The organism is Janthinobacterium sp. SUN176, from assembly GCF_030587335.1.
Taxonomy (GTDB): domain Bacteria; phylum Pseudomonadota; class Gammaproteobacteria; order Burkholderiales; family Burkholderiaceae_D; genus Janthinobacterium; species Janthinobacterium kumbetense.
This window is the reverse complement of sequence record NZ_JAPWIA010000001.1, coordinates 2,219,249-2,238,215: the sequence shown is the minus strand read 5'-3', so window position 1 is coordinate 2,238,215 and position 18,967 is coordinate 2,219,249. Positions and strand designations below refer to the sequence as shown.

Genomic DNA, 18,967 nt, shown 5'->3' with positions numbered 1-18,967 from the left:
GCGCCCAATTGATGCAGATCATGCCGTTGGCCGGCCGCCGCGCTATGCTGTTCCTGGCGCCCTTGAATGCGGCGATGGCAGAATTCGGTATTGATACGCCGCTGCGCCAGGCAGCGTTCCTGGCACAGGTGGGTCACGAATCGGGCCAGCTGCGCTATGTGCGCGAGCTGGCCAGCGGCGCGGCTTATGAGGGGAGGGCGGATCTGGGCAATGTGATTGCCGGCGACGGCGTGCGCTTCAAGGGGCGCGGCTTGCTGCAGGTGACGGGGCGCGCCAATTATGCGGCGTGCGGCGTGTCGCTGGGCCTGGACTTGCTGGCGGCGCCGCAGTTGCTGGAGCAAACGATGTTCGCGTGTCGCTCGGCGGGCTGGTTCTGGCAATCGCGCGGCTTGAACCGCCTGGCCGACGCGGGCGACCAGGAAAGGGTGACGCGCCGCATCAACGGCGGCGTGAACGGCCTGGCCGAACGCCTGGCCTTGTATGCAGCAGCGCGCAAGGTGCTGGCATGAAGCCGTCGTTGAGCATTATGGCCATGCTGCTGTTGTTGGGGGCAGCCGTGTTTTGCGCCCAGCGCTGGGGCCGCGAAGCTGGCCGTGCCGCGTGCGCGGCGCAAGTGCAGGAGGTGCAGGGCCTGTTGGGGCGCCAGACCCAGGCGCTGAATGCGATACGGGAAGAGGGCGCACGCCGGTCGGCACGGGTGCGGCAGGCGCTGGCCACGGCGCAGGCCGGGCAGGCAGATGCGCAAGCGGCAGCGGCGCGCATCCTGGCGCTGCAGCCCGAAGGTGACGCCTGTCGTGCCGCCGAGGCGCTGATCGCCGGCGAAATGCCATGAGGCCGCCGCGTGCGAGTGCAGGGTGGCGGGCCAGGAGGACGGCAGGGCGGCGGTGTGCCAGGCGCGCCGCCGTGCTGTTGCTGGTGAGTTTATTGACCGGCTGTGCGGCATTGGCGCCGGCATCAAAGGTGGAGACTTGGCCGGTGAGCGTGCCATGCATTGCCACGCGCCCCGCCGCTCCTGCCTTGCCGGCGGTGCCATCCCACGGCATCTTCGAGCAAGTGCAAGCCTTGCTGGCGCGCGAGCAATTGCGTGCCGCCCATGTGCGCCAGCTGGAAACGCTGCTTGATACCTGCTCTGGTGGCTAAGCGCCTATCCCGGTAGGGAGCGTCTTCTTCCGGCAGCGCATCAGGAGCGCGGACAATACGTGAGGGGGGCGCGTGGCGAGCCACGCGACGACGATCAATGCAGTCTTCGCTTCCGAGAGGCGCCAGCAGGGGATGTATGCATCTACTGGGATAGGCTCTCAGCACCAGTCGCCAGGTTCCAGTTTCAGACTCCAGTTCTCAACGCCAACTCCAACTCCAACTCCAACTCCAACTCCAACTCCAACTCCAACTCCAGCCATCCGCCATCCGCCATCAGCGACCTACCAGCCCCGCCACCTTGTGCCGCCTTCTGGTGCAGGTGCGGGGCGGCATGCGAGAAAACGGTGCATCTGTCGTTAAATTGCCTGATCTCTGGCGATTTTCGGCACGATTCATGTATACAATCGGTGCTGGCACGATGCGTGCATGGCATACCTTGGTCGTCCCATCCAAGGAGCTTCGTATGCCTCATCCGCCGCCAGTGTCTTCCTGTCGTCCCGTTTCTCTCTTGCTTTTCCCTTTCACCTGCGTCCATCCGGGCCGCGGTAACCCAGGAAATGGAGCGTAAATGGCCACTCCCCGTCTGAAATCCATCCATCGCAGCGTGCCCGGCACGGTGCCTGCCGCGCCATCGCCCGTCGATGAAATCCTGCCGACCGGCAAACTGTTTACGCTGGGCTTGCAGCACGTGCTCGTCATGTATGCGGGCGCCATCGCCGTGCCGCTGATCGTCGGCCGCGCCCTCAAGCTGCCGCCCGAGCAGGTGGCGGCATTGATTAGTGCCGACCTGTTCTGCTGCGGCCTCGTCACCCTGATCCAGTCCCTGGGAATAGGCAAGTACTTCGGTATCCGCCTGCCCGTCATGATGGGCGTGACCTTTGCCGCCGTCAGTCCCATGCTGGCCATGGCGAACAATCCCGCCCTGGGCATCACGGGCATCTTTGGCGCCGTGATCGGCGCCGGCGTCGTTTCCATGTTGATCGCTCCCTTCATCAGCCGCCTGCTGGCCCTGTTTCCACCCGTGGTCACCGGCAGCATCATCGCCGTGATCGGCGTGTCGCTGATGCGTGTGGGCGTGAACTGGGCCATGGGCGGGCCGCCCGCCATGGCGCAAATCGCCGATCCCGCCTTCCTCGAGATGGCCGCTGCCGCCACGGCGGCCGGCTTGCCCGCGCCAGCCGGTCCCGTGCCCCTGATCGCCAATCCCGGCTATGGGGCGCTGGATAACATGGGCATCGCGTTCTTCGTGCTGGCCGTCATCTTGCTGGTGGCCAAGTATGGCCGGGGTTTCCTGTCGAATATCGCGGTATTGATCGGCATCATCGCCGGCACGGCCCTGTCGTTTGCGCTGGGCAAGGCCGATTTCGCCAAGGTGGCCGGCGCCAAGACCTTTGCCATCGTCACGCCGTTCCAGTTCGGCATGCCGACCTTCGACGTGGTCGCCATCGTCACCATGAGCCTGGTGATGATCGTCGTCATGATTGAGTCCTTGGGCATGTTTCTGGCGCTGGGAGAGATGACGGACAAGCGCATCACGCAGGACGATATCAGCCGCGGCTTGCGCGTCGATGGCCTGGGCACCCTGATCGGCGGCATCTTCAATACCTTTCCCTACACCTCGTTTTCGCAAAACGTGGGCCTGGTGGGCGTGACGGGCGTGCGCAGCCGCTGGGTCTGCGTAGCGGCCGGCCTTATCCTGCTCGTCATGGGCGTGATTCCGAAGATCGCGCAGACGGCCGAAGCCGTGCCGGCGTTCGTGCTGGGCGGGGCAGGGCTGGTGATGTTCGGCATGGTCGCCGCCACCGGCATCCGCATCCTGGCCGGCGTCGATTACAAGAGCAACCGCAACAACCTGTTCATCGTGGCCCTGTCTATCGGCTTCGGCATGCTGCCGCTGGTGGCGGAACAGTACGCGCAGCACATGCCGAAGGCCCTGTCACCGCTGCTGCACAGCGGCATATTGCTGGCCGCCATCGTCGCCGTGCTGCTCAATCTGTTCTTCAACGGCTTGGCATCGCAGGAAAAGGCGCGGGAGCAGGCGCGCGAGCACACCCATGGCAGCGAGTGAAGCGCCGCCAGCGCCGTGAAAAAAGGGCGGGTGCCGCATGCGGGTCAGCCAGGCGGCAGAATCCTCAGCACCACGCAATTGCGCCCCGCATCCTTGGCCTGGTACAGCGCGGCATCGGCCAGCCGCAACAGGGCGTCAGGATCGGCGGCGCCCGGCGCCGACTGGACCGCGATGCCGACGCTGATCGTCACCTGCTGCGCTTCCGTACTCGCGTGGACGATGTCCAGGTCTTCGATGGCGCGCCGCAGCGCTTCGCCGATCTGGCGCGCTTCGTCCGCGCCCGTGTTCGGCAACACGATCGAAAACTCTTCGCCGCCGTAGCGCGCCGTCAGGTCGCCTGCGCGCCGCATGCCGGCCGCCAGCGCCTGCGCGACCCGGATCAGGCATGCGTCACCGGCCTGGTGGCCGTGGCGGTCGTTAAAGAGCTTGAAGTAGTCGACATCGAGCATGACGACGGCAAGCGGCTGGCCGACGCGCGTGGCACGCGCGCATTCGGTGCGCAGCACGTCGTCGAAATGGCGCCGGTTCGACAGGCCCGTCAGGCCGTCGGTGATGGACAGGGTCGCCAGCTTGCGGTTGGCCTCTTCCAGTTGCCCGGTGCGCTCGGCAACGCGCCGTTCCAGGCTGTCATGCAGCCGGGCGCTGGAGATCGAGATCATCGCCTGCGCGCCGAGCATGCGCAGGAATGCGACGCGTTCTTCCGTAAACGAGGCGTCGGCCAGCCGGTTCTCGAAGTACAGGATGCCGTCGATCCGGCCGCCGTGCCGGATCGGCAGGCACATGACGGCGCGCGGCAGGTGCAGCTGCACGTACGGGTCGGCGGCAAAGCGAGAACCTCGCGTGATGCAGTCTTCGATCACCTCCGCGCCAGTGCGGATGACGTAGCGCAGCAGCGACAGCGGGAATTGCGGGTCGCTGGCGGCGTTCAGGTCGAGCGGGCGCGCCTGCAGGACGGTGACGCCATCGCCATCGATATTGGCCTCCAGCTGGTAGCTGCCTTCGGACAGCAGCAGCAGGCGCGCTACCTGCCCGCCGGCGTTTTCGCACACGATGGCAATGAGGCGTGTCAGCACATTGCGCAGGCCCACTTCGTTCGACAGGATTTGTGCCGCCTTCAGCAGCGACACCAGATCGAGCGCGGAGCTGCCGTGCGTGTGGGAGACGGAATGCCGCTGCGTGCCGCGGCCATCCATCCTTGACAGCAGCGCGGCATGGCGCTCCCGCAGCTGCGCCACCTTGCCCTCCGCGCCCCACTGGCCGTAATGCGCGATGGCGTCCCCGATGAAGACGGCGGCCACGCGCGGCTGCCCCTGGTCGCACCAGCATTCGCCGCACAGTTCATTGCCCAGCGCTTGCATGTTGACGTAACCTGCCAAGCCAGCCGCGTCGATCGCCTGCTGGTAAAGGCGCGTGGCCAGCTGCAGATCGTCCCGGTAGCGTGCCATCTCGGCCATCACCAGCAGGTGCTTGGCCGCGCTGTTGTCCGAGCCTTGCCTGGCCCACTCGGCGAGACTCGCTTGCAGCGTGCCGATCACGGCCCGCAGATCGCCCGCATCGGCGCGCGCGGGAGCGCGCCGCAAGGCGCGGATCAGGATCAGCGCGGCATAGAAGCTGCACTCGGCCACCTTGGCCTGGCCGCGCATGATCTGCGTGACGATGCCGAGCTGGCCGGCCAGCTGTTCGGCATCGGCGTTGTCGAACAGGTAGGCGTTGCGGATCTTCCCTTGCAAGAAGTAGGCGCGGTACAGGTGCGAGTCGCCATACCGTGCGAGGAAGCCTGCCTCGCTGAACACCGCATCGTCGTAGCTGTCATGGCGCGGCAGGAGGCCCGTCAGGCACTTGATCGGCTGGACCGCGGCGGCGACGCAGCAATCGGCCATCGCCTGCTGGCCGTTGGCGCGCATCAGCGCCAGGTCGTGCTCGATGTCGTGCATCAGGTGCGGCAGGTAGTCACCGAGGATGATCCGGTCGGTGGCGCGCACGGCGGCCACCACGCCGACCTGCACGAAATCGGCGATTTCCAGCGCCCAGCCAAACGCTTCCTCGTACAGGGCGTCGGAACTGCGCAGCGGCTGCGTCCAGTGGTTGCTGAGCGCGCCGAACATCAGCCCCGTGAGCGTGCGCGTCTGCAGGTTGGCGCGGCGCCTGGCCAGCGCCATCGCCATCGCGCCGAAGTGGTAGCCGCGCGCGATGTCGCCGCTGTACAGCGCCAGCATCATCGCGTAGCCGACATACGCGACAGCGCTGAAATCGCTGTTCCCCCGCTGCATGGACAGGCGCGTCATCGACACCACCATCAGCGCGCTGAGATCCTGCTGGCCGGCGTAGTAGCTGGCCATCCACAGGCCCTGCATCATCTGCATCGCGGCCACCGCGCCCGGCTCGCACATGTCGGCGGCCGCCAGCAAGGTCTCGGGCGCATGCGCGCCGGGCTGCCGCCCGATGTCGGCGAGAATGTCGGAGAAGCGCGCCTTCATGTGCGCCACATCGTGCGGAATGTCGATGTCCAGCTGTGCCAGGCCGTCGCGCTGCACGGCGATGGCGTCGAGCAGGCGGCCCTGCAACTGATACTGGTGCGCCTGGATGGCAATGCAGCGTACCTGCTGCAAGGGGCTCAAGGTATGGGAGCGCACCAGTGGATAGATCGCCTCGGCGGCATCGAACTGGCCACACAGGTAGGCCGCTTCGGCGGCGCCGAGCTGCAGCTCGAGCCAGAGGCCGGCGTGGGTGTTCCATGCGTCCGCCGGCAGCAGGTTGAGACCGATGCGCATGTGCTCCAGGGTCGACTGGAACGCGGCGGAGCGCCGCGCCTTGACGCCGGCCTGGAGATTGAGCGTCGCCAGATGCACGCGCTCGCCCGCTTCGTCGATCAGCGCGCGGCCGGCGTTGAGCTGCTCGACGATGTCGAACAGCGTCTCGTCCTGGCGCTCCGGCGGCGTATGCCGCAGGAGCAGGCGGCCGATGAGAAGATGGTTGGCCGCGCGCGCGCCGGCATCGGCGACCAGGTAGGCTGCCTGCTGCACCCGGTCGTGCAGGAAGCGGTAACTGACGCCGCTGTTGCCCGCGGCGGTGTCGCCATTGACGTATTTATAGCGTTCGTCGAGCGGCTGGATCAAGCCTGCCCTGAGCGCCGGCCACAGGTCTTGCTGCGTTTGCCGGGGAGCGCGGTCCACTGCCAGGGTGAGCGTGTCGAGCGTGAAGCGGTTGCCGCTGGAGGCGGCCAGTTGCAGCAGATGCTGCGTCACGCCGGGCAGGCGGCGGATTTTCTCCAGCAGCACCTCGACCACGTTGTCGGCGTATCCGGCCTGTTCTATCGCAGGCAGGTCCCAGTCCCAGCAATCGTCGGCGGGCCGGTAGCGCAGGTGGCCCGCCTCGTTGAGCGCGGCGAGGAACTGGTTGAGGAAGAAGGGATTGCCGGCCGTCTTGCGGTAGCAAATGCTGGTCAGTGGCGCGCAGTAAGGCGCCGCCACGCGCACGGTGGCCGAGACCATTTGCGCCACCTGCGGCTCGGTCAGCGCGCTCAGTAACAGCGTCGACTGGCGCACGTCACGGGCGAGCAGCTTGTCGCGCAGCGCGCTGAGCGGATGCGCGGGGCCCACTTCATTATCGCGGTACGCGCCGATGAACAGCATGCAGCTCTTGTCGCAGGAGACCATCAGCAGCTCGATCATCCGCAGCGTGGCCGCATCGGCCCATTGCAGGTCGTCGAGGAACAGCACCAGCGGATGCCCGGCGCAGGCGAAGACTTCGACGAAGCGGGGGAAGAGGCGGTCCAGGCGCAGCTGGGCCTGTGCCGGCGCCGCCGCGGGCAGCGGATCGGTGGGGCCGACGATCAAGGCCAGTTGGGGAATCAGCTCGACGATTACGCCCACGCCGCTGCCCAGGGCTTCGTGCAGTTTTGCGGACCATTGCCGCAGGGTTTCTTCCGGCTGGTCCAGCAACTGGCGCACCAGCCCCTGGAAGGCCTGGATCAGCGAGGCATACGGCACGTCGCGCTGGAGCTGGTCAAATTTGCCGGACAGGAAGCGGCCGCGCCGGGCGATGATGGGCTTTTGCACTTCGTTGACGACCGCCGACTTGCCGATACCCGAATGGCCGGCCACCAGCAGCATCTCGCACGTGCCGGCGGCACTGCGCTCAAACGCCGCCAGCAGCACGGCGATGGCATCCTCGCGCCCGTGCAGCGTTTGTGGCACGAGGAAGCGGCCGTCGTGGTCGGACAGCTTGAGCGCCTGCGCCGGCTTGTTCGCGCGGCAGGCTTCGAGGTCGCTGCGCAAGCCTTGCAGGCTCTGGTAGCGCTGATCGGCATTTTTTTCCAGCAGCCGCTGGATGATCGGCAGCAGCTGGCCAGGCAAGCTGGCCAGCGCCGGGTGCGACCAGTCCGGGCTGCGCGCAATGTGGCAATGCACGAGTTCCATCTCGTCGCCCGTCTCGAACGGCGCCTGGCCGGTCAGCATTTCGTACAAGGTGGCGCCGAGCGCATAGAAATCGGCGCGCCAATCGACCCGCCGGTTCATGCGCCCCGTCTGCTCCGGCGCCATGTAGCGCAGCGTGCCTTCCAGGGTCTGGAGATTGACGATGCCATGGCTTTCGCAGGGCAGTTCACAGGCGATGCCGAAATCGATCAGCTGCAGCAGGCGCCGTTCGGCATTCCACACCAGATTGGAAGGATTGACGTCCTTGTGGATCACGCCCTGACGATGGACCTCGTCCAGCGCCGCGCACAGTTGCAGCGCGATGTCGAAAAAATCGTCCAGCGCCAATGCGGGCTGCGACGGTGTCCTGCGCGCCGCCACCTGCGCGCGCAACACCTGGTCGAGCGCCAGGCCGCCGGTATCTTCCTGGATCATCGTCCAGTGCCCGCCGTGCAACTGCAGCGCCAGCGGATGCGCCACGCCAGGGTGGCGGCAGCGGCGCGCGATCGCATATTCGCGCTTGAATTGTGCCAGCTGCTGAAAGGAGGGGAACGGCTGATTCGGCATCTTGACGATCAGCGCAGTGCCATCGGCGGCCTGGGCGCGGTAAACCCGCGAGCGCGTACCGCTGTGCAGCTGTTTGATGATCTCGTGGTCGAAAAGGGGGCGCATGGGCAGGGCTTAGCGGTACACAGACGGTTGCGGGAGCCTTGAGGCGCACATCTCGGAGTACTAGTTGATTGCTAGTATTATATCAGTAGGGAGTTGCGGGGGAGGGCGCGGGGCGATGGAGGCTGTTGTAAAAACGTCAGCGGGGGCAGGCACTGAGGGGGAGCGATGAGGGGATGCGGCACCAGCGCAACGTGGAAACTGGATCATGAGCATGATGGCGCACTTTGTACGCCATCGGAAAAAGAATGTGCAGGCTAATTCGCTCAAGCAAACGGTGCGGCTTCCTTTTTTCATGCGTGTTCTGACTCAGCGTGCTCGCGCCCCGCTTACCGGTAAATAGTCAGGTATTTCGCGGGAATGTCGAGCGGGTGGAGCATGCCAGCTAGCGCCAGGTTGATCAGCAGGGCGACCACCAGGCCGACTCCTGCCGGAACGCCGATGGCGAGCCTGCGCACCATTGGCGAGTGCGCTTCGGCTTGCCAATATGCGGCACAGCCCAGGTGCGTGAATAGCGCATACACTGCGAAGAAATAATACGGTGCAAACAACAATTCATATGGCATCAGCACAAAACCGGCTGCGGCATAGTAAAAATTGGTGTCGAGCTTGAGCGCGGCGCGGCCAAACAGGACCGCGCCGACATGAAAAAGCAGGAACAGGGCCAGATAGATCCCTGAGCCGGCCTGCAGCCACGCTACGAACCCGCAGCGTTTTTTCCATCCCCGCAGCACCATCCATATTCCGCTGCCACATTGAAACAGCACGCACGCCAATAGCACCGGCTCGACGACGGCATTTCGATAGAGTGGCCGTGTCGCCTCCATGAAGGCGATGTGCGCATGGGCGCCGGCAATGGCCATCAGGTGATTGACAAGATGCAGCAATATATAGGCCGCCAGGATACATGTCGACAGGCGGTGAAATTTACGAATTGACATATGAATCCATGAGTGAGTGTGATTTTCCCTATGTTGCGCTGGGGCTCCATACCTCATCGAGGGCTACAGATATTGCACCGAAAATTTTCATTTATTAATAAATGGGCAATTTCTCGCGAAGCGGACATGGCAGCGGTATTCATGGGACTCCCTCGGTTGGCATCAGATGGAGGTAGTATCGTTTGGTCGCTTAAGCAAGTCTTGAACGTTTGCGACAAGCTACAATATTTCTATGACGCTATTGGATGTCATCCGCCTCGTTGCCAGCGCCTGGCGCTAGCCCCTTGTGTACGAGCTTCGTAGGTGCGCAGCGCCGTTTACTTTCCACCGTTGCGGCCAGCCAACGGTGAAAAGGCGGGGCCTTTGACGCGTACTATTTGATAAAAGGACTTGCCGTTCAAGACGGTATCTGACGGATATCCGGCTTGGGCATGGCGGACAGCGAGAGGGTGCGCAGCACTTCCAGGCCTGCCACGAAGGAGTGCCCACATTCGGGGTTCTGGCACATGTAGGTGATTTCCTTGAACATGGCGGACATCGTACGGCTTTTGACGGCGCGGACGGTGTATTCGCAATGCGGGCAGGGCAGGTCGATGACTCTCATTTCAGCTTTCTTTCCGCTTGGTCCAGGGCGCGACCGCGTCCCGTCATGTTTTTCGCCTGTATGCGTAAGCGCGACTTGACGAGCCATTCCACCGCCTGATCGATACTTGCCAGCCCCTGGCGTTGGCGCACGAGTTCCAGCACCGCGCGCTCTTCGTCATTGAGGTTAATTTGATGGTCTGGCATTTTCTGCAACTTTAGAGTTGCTCAAAAGTGATTCGGTTTAAACGCTGCGACGCTGTACGCTGTCGATGGTGGCGTCATCCAAGGCGATCACGGCCAAGGCTTCACGCATCACGATCTGGCGCACCAGCACTGTAAGCTCTTCGCCCTGGTAGTTGGCGATCGAGGAAACAAGCTGGTGCTCGTAATCGTCCAGGCGCAGCATGACGCGATGGCTGCGGATACGTTTTGCATCGGGGTACATGACGTTGTCCTTAGTGAATGGATTTGGAAGCGAGTTCACGCTTGTAATCGGCGAGGCCGCGCAGGATCAGGAAACGCAGAAACCAGGCACGGGAGCGCTCAAGTTTCTCTGCGTAGACTTCGACTTCATTCACCTCGTCCGATGTCAGACGGACGCCAAGAGGCTTAGTCGTGACGCCTTTGGCAGTGCGCCTCGCTATGGATACGTTTTTCATAATGTTATGATGTGTAATCGCTACAGGATGGCGTAACTATAGTATGTTAAAACATACTTGTAAACGTAGATGTATGGATAAAAATATTTTTGGTGATAGATTAAGGCAGGAGCGAACACGCTTGGGTCTTACACAAGAAGCATTCGCGGCAATTGGTGGCGTGAAGAAACTCGCACAGATTAACTATGAGCAAGGAAAGACCTTACCCGATGCCGGCTACATGGTCGCGCTGGCAGGTATTGGAGTCGACTTGTCTTATGTGATGCTTGGCGTGCCGGCCAGTAACGCTTTGACTGATGATGAGAACGAACTGTTAGCTGGGTATCGACGGCTAGATTTGCGAGGAAAGGCTCGCGTGCTTGGTGTTGTGGAAGGTATTGGAGAGCCGGCAGTCACGTCGCCTTCCAGAACAGCCGAACGCAACACACAAATGGTTTTCCATGGCAAAGTAGGCCAGCAAATTCATGGGGATATCACGGTTCCCCAAACGATCAACGTTGGTCGCAAAAAAAAACCACCTACGTAAAGCGCGACGGAAAGATAGGCTAACGTTGAAATGGTCTGCAGTTAGATGGAAAGTTGCAGCTCTAGCCCCTTTACTCTTTGCGTGCTGCTGGCCGCAATATAGATGCGTAACGATGACGTCAATGGTCAACAATCCTGTCAGAAATTTATGCTATTTCGAGGGCAAGGCATACACTGTTGGTGTTGTCATTGAGACAGCGCGAGGTATTAAATGCGAGTGTGCCTCAGCAAATTCTGATGGCCTACCGACTTGGGTGAGTGGCCGATGGAGTTAGCTAAATGCTCGCCGATGGTAACGCGGGCATTGGCCAATATCAGAGGCACTTCAATGGCGTATCTGTTACTTTTCCGCCATCAAAATCTAGTTGTGACATTTTGCGTATTTTCACGTTGGTCTGAATGTTATCCTCCGATTCGTAGCTTGCTGGAAGTTGTGAGCCAGCACATGTTTTACGAAGATTATGTGAAGATTAACTTATCTATTTGCGGCAGCCTTGCCGCTGTCAGTTCCTGTTCTAGTAAATTCAGTGGCGAAACCTGTACCGCTTTCATCTGTTGAAGAGCGGCAGTGGATTAACGCAGTAAAGCGCATGAGACTTCAGACGAAAAAACTATCTTGGATGTGGTTAGCCATGTTGAGAAACCTGCGGCTGGTCGTTTCAAAGTAGCTTCTTATGATGTGTTCTACTATTGGAATGGACAGCCCAGCAGGGTCGCAATATCGCATTTAGCACAAAGCGTGAGCGAGATCTAGCGCTCCCACATCGCGTCTATCCAATGCCTCGAAATGGAACGATTGCGAAAATTTCGTTCGTTGACCGGTCAACGCTTGCGGCTTTAGAAAAAGAAGTTAAAGCAATATTTGCTGATATTGATAAGCACTATCGTATGGACTACCCACCTGACATTCTTCCTGAGACGTATTGATGGGTGCGCTTTATAATATTCGACATTCGCGAACTGCAAGCCGCCAGAAGTAGCCGATCGCCAGAGAAAAACTTAGTTTTTATAAAACGAAAATACTACATAATCTTGATTAAAAATTTTCATGAAAAATAAAAATATTTCCGGTAATAAAAGCAACATAGCTGACTTCGATGAATCAACTATCCCGATGTCCTTGTTCATGCTTTCTAATAGCGTGTCAGAAAAAAATAGTCAAGAATTTTTGAGATTGAGTAAGCTCGCTCGAAGTGAGAAAAGAAAAATAGAGAATGTTCGCGGATTAAAAAAAATAGAAAAAGAAATATATATTAAAAGTGGGGCTTTTGAAGCTTTGAAAAGAGATTTTCATATTGACGGAGCAATAAAAATTGGTGCTACCGAGTTGCTTGAGTTTAATAAATTTATTGAGCGTGCTGGCGAAATTGGCTATATCGAAAATTACTTTGAATCCGCAGAAGATATGTTGTCTGATATTTTGAGGTTTGGATATTTTTCGGGGGGGGATTTTATATTTCGTGGCCCAGAGTATTATTTTTTAATGAATGGGATCAATGTTGAAAATTTCGATAAATTTACTTCAATAAATGATTTCATTATCAGTGATATAAATATTAATGACTTTATTGATTCAATCTTCTCTCAATATAATTATATTGACAGGCATTTAAAAATTTATGCCAATGTTGCCATGATGGAATTTCATTTGGGGTTGGGAGAGAAGAAAGAAATTTTTTGCAAAAAAATTAAAGAGGTTTTATTAAAAGACAAGATTGCAAGAATACGAGAAAGTATTAAATCTGGTCAATATTTCACTGGCCACGTGGGCGTTGATACATTGCTTAACTCGCAATGGGAAGAGGCTTTAGTGATGCTAGAGCATTTTAACGAACTTGTCGAAAAATATGAGATTAGTGAAGAAGCTGAAGATTTCAGAATGATGGCAATTTTTCTGGCGAGAAATTCAGACCTTTTTGTGCATTGTAAAATCGTATTTGGAATAGATATTGATGCGATTGTCGAGTCACATTTCAGAATGGAAATGGCGCAAGTTATTAGGAAAATGGTTTTGGGGTTACTTGATGCAAAAATGAATATTTTAGCATTCATCCAAAATGTTTTTCAAATTGTAACGAATATCAATTTTCTTGATCCAGAATATCCTGGGAGTTTAATAGTTGAACGAGATGTTGTCAGAAATATACAGAAAAATTGTCCAGTTGAGTTTGCTGAGTTCAAGAAAATTCAGGAAACATACGTTGGAAAATATTTGGAAAACCCTTTACTTCCAAAACTGGATGAAGTTGTCGGTCATTTTATTAGTATACTGTTGAAAAATACTGCGGTCTCGTACATGAGGATGCCAGATTTTGGTAATAACAGCAGTAAATCTAATGAAAATTATGATAACTTTACCCCTAAGATTTTCAACGATTTTCTTAAAGTTACAAAAAGTTTTTTTAAACTTATCGAAAGTTTTCTGTTGGTACGTGAGCTTGCCGAACAAAAAAAAGAACAAAAAAAATCCAAAAATGGTTTGGAGTATGTGAGAAATGATCGACATAACAGGATTAAACAACAGATATTTAGAAGGCTTATTAGGTTGTACAGAGAAGAAAACAGTCCATTAGTAATGATAAAAACGGCGCAAAATGCATTAAATTTTGTCTTGCTTCGAGGATATGAGGCTAAAAACGACGTTTTGCACATCATGAGTGTAAACTATGGAGGAGCCTTGACGGGTTTTTTTGCAAAACAGGTTTTCTTGCACTGCGTAAAGAACGGGACAGCCCTGCTGAATACCGCTTCAGTAATCTATTCACTATATGACGTGAGAAATGCCAATTCATTTGATCACCTCACAGGATATCCTTTCTCTAATGTAATTTCTGATAGCACCATGCCCGAAACGATCAGAAATAATTTCTCGGAGAAAAATTGGCTTTTAATTTTTGATGACAATACGAATAGTGGCGAGACCTTAGATAATATTCGAATGCTAGCTAAAGAGACTGGCTTTTTTGGACGCATTGACATGTTCCCATGTCGCGCAAGCTTTAATTTTGACAACTATAAAAGTAGTCTAAATGAGCATCAGAAGTTGGCAATGATTGTTAGCTCTGCAATTGAAGTTCGGCGATCTAAGGTTAACCCTAAAGGACTTCGATATATAGAGCTTCTTGGTGCAATTGTTGGACATCGGCTTTGGAAAATTAAAAACAAAAAGACAATCCATCATGCTTAATTTAAATTAATTATTCTATTTTTACGGCAATTTAAAAGAAATTTTTTAAATTGTGTTTAAATTAAGGGGGGGATTTTTTAAGATTCTTCGGCCAGATAAAAAACTTTGATCGTTTCATTCCTTCTCATTCATTATGGTTTTAAATCATATATTGCCGGAGCTCACGTTAAATGACAGAATTTGAAGAAAAATTCAGGATGTTGTCTTTAAGTCTCTAAAATTGTTGCCTAAGACCATCGTCGTTTGAATCGCTGGCCAATGAAGAGTTCAGCAAAAAAAGACGTTAGTATGGCTTTTTGGGTTTGAACGTTAAATGCCCACTTTCCCTTGTTGGGATAGGCAACTATGTGGGGGAGGTAGTCTAAAAGGAACAATTTCATGCTCCGTCTAGGGAGGCTACAGCTTTGGTAAGGTTCAAGGTTCAAGATCCCTCGCTATTCTCTCTGATTATATCCCGCACTTCCTCAATATGCTTCCACGCATGCAGTGCCGCCCTTTTTGCGGCCTGCTTGCTCTTGTAAAGATGCTCCAGCGTCTTGAGCGTGCCCGTGGCCCCGGCCTGCTCCTGCCCCGCCTTTTTCTTCTTCGCCGCCACGTCCTTCCACTTGGCCACCACACCCGTGATGCCTTCGTCCGGGTCTTTCTCTTCCTCGCGCTCGGCCTCCACCGCTTCCGTCTTCGTTTCAAACTCCACGCGCGTGGTAAAACCGTTGCCGCCCAGGCTGTGCGTGACCTTGACCGATAGCCATTCGGTGGCGTCGATCTCGGGCTTGAACCCTTTGACTGTCACGGGCGATTGCGGGAACACGGCCGGGTTGCCCAGGGCGAGGTTCATTTCAAAGGTGGCCAGGCCGCGCAGGATGCGTTGCCATTCGGCCACGGCCGCCGCGTGCGCGTCCGTTTCGTTGGCGAAGGTGGTGCGCAGGCGCTTGCTGTTGCCGGGCACGCCGGCCACGACCCCGCGGCGGCGCGCGTAGCGCTCGTCATGCCAGAAGGCGCGCACGCCGGTGTAGGCGTCGCTTTCGGCGCTGTGGTAGCGGTGGCCGTCGCCCAGGGCGCGCGTGATGGGAATCACGGGCAGCGCCTTGCCGCTGGCCGTGCGACTCTGGTTGATGGGGATGAACAGCAAGGTGTCATTCTTGACCGTGGCCACCGCGTCGTATTTCCTGCCCAGCCGGCGCAGGAAGGCCGCGTCGCTTTCGTGGGTTTGGTCGATGTGCTTGATGGCGAGGTCGCGCAGGCGCGCCGACACGCCCGACGCCAGCTCGTTGCGAAAGGCAATCGCCTCGATGATGGCGCCCAGGGTTGTCTTGTGAAAGCTGTGTTCTTGCTGCTGTTTAAACGTGTCGGCTGGTCGGACTGGCCGCAAGCCATTTCCATTCCCTGCGCGCAGTCGTAAAAACGTGGGAAAGCAAGTTCAGCTCGCGATTCACGGTGGCGCCACTGACCTTGCTTTCCCCGGTCATGCGCTGATCGCGCCAGGCGCCGAGCAGTTCAGGTGTCACGTTGGCCAGCTTGATATCTTGATTTTCACGCCGCCAATGAGCACTTCGCCGATGGCATTGAGGCGCAGCGTTTCCCGGCGCTCGCCGCGCTTGTGGATGGAGACTTCTTCCAGGTATCGGTCGAATGCGTCGCCGCAGCTTTTCCCGACGACGATGCCGCTGTCGGCGCCGCGCCGGATTTCGGTTTTGCGTTCCGACGCCCAGGCCGCAGCTTCGGCCTTGGTGCTGAATGTTTTAGATTCCCGTGTGCCGAGGATGGCGATTTCCGCCTGCCAGCCCCCAACCCGTTTCCTGAGTGAAGCCATGCATCCCTCTCGTTGAGGCGTAATCACGGCGTAAATCTGGCGTAATCGCTACTGGTTTTTGTCGGGTTTAATCTGTATCAAGGGAAATGTCGGGACGTAAAAAAAGCCACTAACCCGTTGATTGTATTGGGTTTGATGGCTTTTTTGATGTTTCTGAATTCTGTGCGCTGGTGCCCGGAGCCGGAATCGAACCGGCACGCCCTTACAGGCGGGAGATTTTAAGTCTCCAGTGTCTACCAGTTTCACCATCCGGGCAGCGCGGCGAGATTCTAGCACAGGTGATGCCCATAATGCCATCTTGTGCCTGAGCCAGGCTGTCCGGTTTGCGCCGGACAGCCTGGTTTTATCTGCCTGCCGTCAGAACGTCGCCTTGAACTGCACCCCGTACGTGCGCGGTTCGTTGATGATGCCCGTCAGGTTGTCAAAATCGATGGCGCCCAGCGACTGGATCTGGTTGGTGATGTTGCGGCCGTAGGCGGAGATTTCGTATTTGTCCCATTTGTAGCCGACACGCAAGCCGCCTTCCAGCAATTCCTTGGCTTTGTATTCCTTCGCTTCATACAGGAAGAAGTTGTAGCTGGTGCGATAGGCCCAGTCCGTGTAGGCGTAGAACTCGCCATTGGCGACAGGGATGCTGTATTTCAGGGTGAAGTTGGTCTGCCACTCTGGCGCGCGGGGCAGTGGGTTGCCGTCGATGTAGGCCGTGCCCTTGAACGGACCGACGGGGTCGGTGACGGTACAGCCGCTGGCCGGGTTGTTTTGCGCATTGCCGCAACTGAGGACGAACAGTTTCTTGTCCTGGATTTCCGTGTGGTTGTAGCTGCCGCCCAGGGTCATGCTGAGCGAATCGCTGAGATTCGCCTGGAAATCCAGTTCCACGCCGCGGCCCGTGGCCTTGTCAGCGTTGATCAGTTGGTTCATGTTGACGGCGCCGCTGCCGGCCGTCAGTTGCTTGTCCTTCACGCGGTACTGGAACACGGCCACGCTGAGGCGCGCGCGCTTGTCGAACAGGTCTTGCTTGATGCCCGCCTCGACGGACAGCGCTTTTTCGGCACCCGCAAACGAAGGGCGGTCGGCCAGGCCGTTCAGGCGGCCCTGCATCGACGGCGCGCGGTAGCCGGTGGCGATGCGCGCGTAGGCATTGGTTTCCGGCGTCAGCACATAGGTGCCGCTCAAGTCCCAGCTGACGTTGTGCGAGGTGTCGTGCAGGTTGAAGGGGCCGGCCGTGGTCGCTTCCACGCGCTTGGCCGAGAAATCCTTCTTGTCGCTCGTGTAGCGCAGGCCGGCGCGCAGTTTCAGGGCGTCCGAGACCGTGTAGTTGAGCGAGCCGAAGGCCGCGTACGACTTCGAGCTCTGGTTTTGCGTGGCGTAGGCGCTGTTTTGCGGATTGCCGGGCGCCAGGCTGTCAAAGCTGATGCTGTCGATCTGGATATCTTCCTTGAAGTAGAACAGGCCGCCTATCCATTGCAGCGGGCCGCGGGCAGACGATTCGGCGCGGAATTCCTGCGAAATCTGCTTGTGGTTGGGAATCACGTCGGCCGTTTCCACGACGAAGGGGATGAAGCCGGGGCCCATGGGCGGGGCGTACACGGCGCCATAGCCGCCGTCGACGTCGGCGCGGCTGAAGAAATCGAGTTTTTCGTAGCCCGTGATCGAATGCAGGGTGACGCCGGGCAAGTCCCATTTCAGGCGCATGCTGCCGCCCTTGGTTTTCAGGTGCTGGCGGTTGATGCCGTCGGTCGGGTAGGAGCCGTAATCGAAATTGTCGACCAGGTCATTCGTGCCCTGTTTCAGGATGTTGGCGCGGAACAAAGTGGCCGTGCCGTCGAGGTTGCGCGCATGCACGTTGAACAGGGCCGTGAAATCGCGCGTGGGCTTGACCAGTACCTGCAGGCGTGCGGCGCTGTCTTCATAGCCTTCGAAGTCGCGCGTGCCGGTGGGGCGCGGGTTGTGCACGCGGTCGTCGCGGCGCTGTGTCTGGCCGGAAAAGCGCAGGGCCACCGTGTCGCTGACGGGCACGTTGAACGCGCCTTCCAGATTCTTCATGCCATCCTTGCCGAAGCCGCCGCTCAGGTAGCCTTCCGTCTTGAAGACGGGCTTGGCGGAATCGAACTTGATCACGCCGGCCGGCGAGTTGCGGCCGAACAAGGTGCCTTGCGGGCCGCGCAGTACCTCGACCTGATCCACGTCAAACACGGGAAAACCTTTCAACATGGCGTTTTCCTGCACCACGTCGTCCATCACCAGGCCCACCGGTTGCGAGGCATTCAGGTCGAAGTCGGTATTGCCCAGGCCGCGAATGTAGAAACGGGGAAAGGTGCGGCCGTAATCCGATTCGACGGAGACGCTGGGCGAACGGCTGTTGAGGAAGCGGATGTCGGCGCCGCCGGCCGTCAGGGTATCGAGCTTGTCGCCCTTCAGGGTGGCGATGGACATGGGCACGTCCTTGATGTTTTCCGCGCGCCGCTGCGCCGTCACGATCACCGTTTCCAGCTGGCCAGGACCGGCTTGCGCCACCGGCGCGGCAGGCGCGTCGGTGGCTGGCGGCGGGACGCTGTCCTGCGCCATCGCCTGCAGGGGGAAGGCGGCAGTGATTGCCAGGGCAATCAGGGTGTGGCGTATTGTGCTGGCGCGTGTGCTGGCATGCGGTGTCATCATGAAACGGCTCCTGTCGGTGAAGGTTGTTGGGGCGCTGCAAGCTGGCGCTGGCCAGCTGGACGAAAAATCATGCTAGCACGGAAAGTTTTGGTATTCATGCCATTTTTCAGGCCTGCTCATTCAGATGTTTTTCGACTGAATACGCGAATAAAATCGTATTTGTCGTCAATATTGGGCGGGTGCATAGTGGAGTGCCGGCAGGCTTGCGCGAGCGCAAAGTGGCCTGGCATGGCGATGGCGGTTTCCTGCGGAAACGCAAACAGAGGGAGGGCTGTTGCCGTGCGGCCAGCGCCCAGTCACTGGAAATACA

Annotated in this window: 16 protein-coding genes and 1 tRNA gene; 7 read left to right on the top strand and 10 right to left on the bottom strand. The window is 58.0% G+C overall.

The window, feature by feature from the left end:
* Positions 1-11 precede the first annotated feature (11 nt).
* The 4 genes from O3299_RS10085 (at position 12) to O3299_RS10070 (ending at position 3,208) form a co-directional block, all read left to right on the top strand.
* The gene (locus O3299_RS10085) at positions 12-509 is read left to right on the top strand and encodes a glycoside hydrolase family 19 protein (protein WP_099668467.1); all 498 of its coding nucleotides are present in this window, start codon (positions 12-14) and stop codon (positions 507-509) included.
* Positions 506-832, top strand: a complete 327-nt coding sequence (locus tag O3299_RS10080; RefSeq protein ID WP_099667446.1) for a hypothetical protein — start codon at positions 506-508, stop codon at positions 830-832. Before O3299_RS10085 ends, O3299_RS10080 begins: the two co-directional genes overlap by 4 nt.
* A gap of 143 nt (positions 833-975) precedes the next feature.
* The gene (locus O3299_RS10075; RefSeq protein WP_305062228.1) at positions 976-1,140 is read left to right on the top strand and encodes a hypothetical protein; all 165 of its coding nucleotides are present in this window, start codon (positions 976-978) and stop codon (positions 1,138-1,140) included.
* 568 nt (positions 1,141-1,708) lie between these two features.
* Entirely contained in the window at positions 1,709-3,208 is a 1,500-nt protein-coding gene (locus O3299_RS10070) for a nucleobase:cation symporter-2 family protein (RefSeq protein WP_305062227.1), read from the top strand.
* Positions 3,209-3,252: 44 nt separating this feature from the next.
* Here the strand turns inward: O3299_RS10070 and O3299_RS10065 are convergent, their stop codons facing one another.
* The 6 genes from O3299_RS10065 to O3299_RS10040 all read right to left on the bottom strand — a co-directional run bounded on the left by O3299_RS10065 (position 3,253) and on the right by O3299_RS10040 (position 10,477).
* Entirely contained in the window at positions 3,253-8,295 is a 5,043-nt protein-coding gene (locus O3299_RS10065) for a diguanylate cyclase domain-containing protein (protein WP_305062226.1), read from the bottom strand.
* 326 nt (positions 8,296-8,621) lie between these two features.
* A complete protein-coding gene (locus O3299_RS10060) occupies positions 8,622-9,233 on the bottom strand; it encodes a hypothetical protein (RefSeq protein WP_305062225.1) in 612 nt (203 codons plus the stop codon).
* Between the two features lie 397 nt (positions 9,234-9,630).
* A complete protein-coding gene (locus O3299_RS10055) occupies positions 9,631-9,837 on the bottom strand; it encodes an ogr/Delta-like zinc finger family protein (RefSeq protein WP_305062224.1) in 207 nt (68 codons plus the stop codon).
* Positions 9,834-10,022, bottom strand: coding sequence for a hypothetical protein (locus tag O3299_RS10050; RefSeq protein ID WP_305062223.1), 189 nt, complete (start codon positions 10,020-10,022; stop codon positions 9,834-9,836). Before O3299_RS10050 ends, O3299_RS10055 begins: the two co-directional genes overlap by 4 nt.
* Before the next feature lie 37 nt (positions 10,023-10,059).
* Complete coding sequence (locus tag O3299_RS10045) at positions 10,060-10,263, bottom strand: hypothetical protein (RefSeq protein WP_305059073.1); 204 nt, start codon at positions 10,261-10,263, stop codon at positions 10,060-10,062.
* A gap of 10 nt (positions 10,264-10,273) precedes the next feature.
* Positions 10,274-10,477: a hypothetical protein gene (locus O3299_RS10040; RefSeq protein ID WP_305062222.1), complete on the bottom strand. Its 204-nt coding sequence runs from the start codon at positions 10,475-10,477 to the stop codon at positions 10,274-10,276.
* Between the two features lie 73 nt (positions 10,478-10,550).
* On the opposite strand from O3299_RS10040, the gene O3299_RS10035 reads away from it, so the two are divergent.
* The 3 genes from O3299_RS10035 (at position 10,551) to O3299_RS10030 (ending at position 14,189) form a co-directional block, all read left to right on the top strand.
* Positions 10,551-11,003 carry a helix-turn-helix domain-containing protein gene (locus tag O3299_RS10035; protein ID WP_305062221.1) on the top strand — a complete coding sequence of 151 codons (453 nt, stop codon included), beginning with the start codon at positions 10,551-10,553 and terminating at the stop codon, positions 11,001-11,003.
* Positions 10,942-11,277 carry a DUF1496 domain-containing protein gene (locus O3299_RS28085; RefSeq protein ID WP_370385271.1) on the top strand — a complete coding sequence of 112 codons (336 nt, stop codon included), beginning with the start codon at positions 10,942-10,944 and terminating at the stop codon, positions 11,275-11,277. Before O3299_RS10035 ends, O3299_RS28085 begins: the two co-directional genes overlap by 62 nt.
* Positions 11,278-12,050: 773 nt before the next feature.
* Positions 12,051-14,189, top strand: a complete 2,139-nt coding sequence (locus tag O3299_RS10030; protein ID WP_305062220.1) for a hypothetical protein — start codon at positions 12,051-12,053, stop codon at positions 14,187-14,189.
* Positions 14,190-14,610: 421 nt separating this feature from the next.
* Here the strand turns inward: O3299_RS10030 and O3299_RS10025 are convergent, their stop codons facing one another.
* From O3299_RS10025 to O3299_RS10010, 4 genes are all read right to left on the bottom strand, one after another.
* Complete coding sequence (locus O3299_RS10025) at positions 14,611-15,558, bottom strand: contractile injection system protein, VgrG/Pvc8 family (protein WP_305062219.1); 948 nt, start codon at positions 15,556-15,558, stop codon at positions 14,611-14,613.
* Positions 15,559-15,690: 132 nt separating this feature from the next.
* Positions 15,691-15,999: an integrase gene (locus tag O3299_RS10020; RefSeq protein WP_305062218.1), complete on the bottom strand. Its 309-nt coding sequence runs from the start codon at positions 15,997-15,999 to the stop codon at positions 15,691-15,693.
* 168 nt (positions 16,000-16,167) lie between these two features.
* A tRNA-Leu gene (locus tag O3299_RS10015) sits at positions 16,168-16,254 on the bottom strand.
* A 102-nt stretch (positions 16,255-16,356) separates the two neighbouring features.
* Positions 16,357-18,654: a TonB-dependent receptor gene (locus O3299_RS10010; protein ID WP_305062961.1), complete on the bottom strand. Its 2,298-nt coding sequence runs from the start codon at positions 18,652-18,654 to the stop codon at positions 16,357-16,359.
* Positions 18,655-18,967: the final 313 nt, after the last annotated feature.

Excerpts from the sequence above, each read along its gene's own strand:
- O3299_RS10085 (WP_099668467.1), top strand. The coding sequence starts at position 12 with ATGCAGATCATGCCGTTGGCCGGCCGCCGCGCTATGCTGTTCCTGGCG.
- O3299_RS10010 (WP_305062961.1), bottom strand. The coding sequence starts at position 18,654 with ATGACACCGCATGCCAGCACACGCGCCAGCACAATACGCCACACCCTG.
- O3299_RS10060 (WP_305062225.1), bottom strand. The coding sequence starts at position 9,233 with ATGTCAATTCGTAAATTTCACCGCCTGTCGACATGTATCCTGGCGGCC.
- O3299_RS10055 (WP_305062224.1), bottom strand. The coding sequence starts at position 9,837 with ATGAGAGTCATCGACCTGCCCTGCCCGCATTGCGAATACACCGTCCGC.
- O3299_RS10065 (WP_305062226.1), bottom strand. The coding sequence starts at position 8,295 with ATGCGCCCCCTTTTCGACCACGAGATCATCAAACAGCTGCACAGCGGT.
- O3299_RS10040 (WP_305062222.1), bottom strand. The coding sequence starts at position 10,477 with ATGAAAAACGTATCCATAGCGAGGCGCACTGCCAAAGGCGTCACGACT.
- O3299_RS10045 (WP_305059073.1), bottom strand. The coding sequence starts at position 10,263 with ATGTACCCCGATGCAAAACGTATCCGCAGCCATCGCGTCATGCTGCGC.
- O3299_RS10030 (WP_305062220.1), top strand. The coding sequence starts at position 12,051 with ATGAAAAATAAAAATATTTCCGGTAATAAAAGCAACATAGCTGACTTC.
- O3299_RS10070 (WP_305062227.1), top strand. The coding sequence starts at position 1,709 with ATGGCCACTCCCCGTCTGAAATCCATCCATCGCAGCGTGCCCGGCACG.
- O3299_RS10020 (WP_305062218.1), bottom strand. The coding sequence starts at position 15,999 with ATGGCTTCACTCAGGAAACGGGTTGGGGGCTGGCAGGCGGAAATCGCC.
- O3299_RS10050 (WP_305062223.1), bottom strand. The coding sequence starts at position 10,022 with ATGCCAGACCATCAAATTAACCTCAATGACGAAGAGCGCGCGGTGCTG.
- O3299_RS10035 (WP_305062221.1), top strand. The coding sequence starts at position 10,551 with ATGGATAAAAATATTTTTGGTGATAGATTAAGGCAGGAGCGAACACGC.
- O3299_RS28085 (WP_370385271.1), top strand. The coding sequence starts at position 10,942 with ATGGGGATATCACGGTTCCCCAAACGATCAACGTTGGTCGCAAAAAAA.
- O3299_RS10080 (WP_099667446.1), top strand. The coding sequence starts at position 506 with ATGAAGCCGTCGTTGAGCATTATGGCCATGCTGCTGTTGTTGGGGGCA.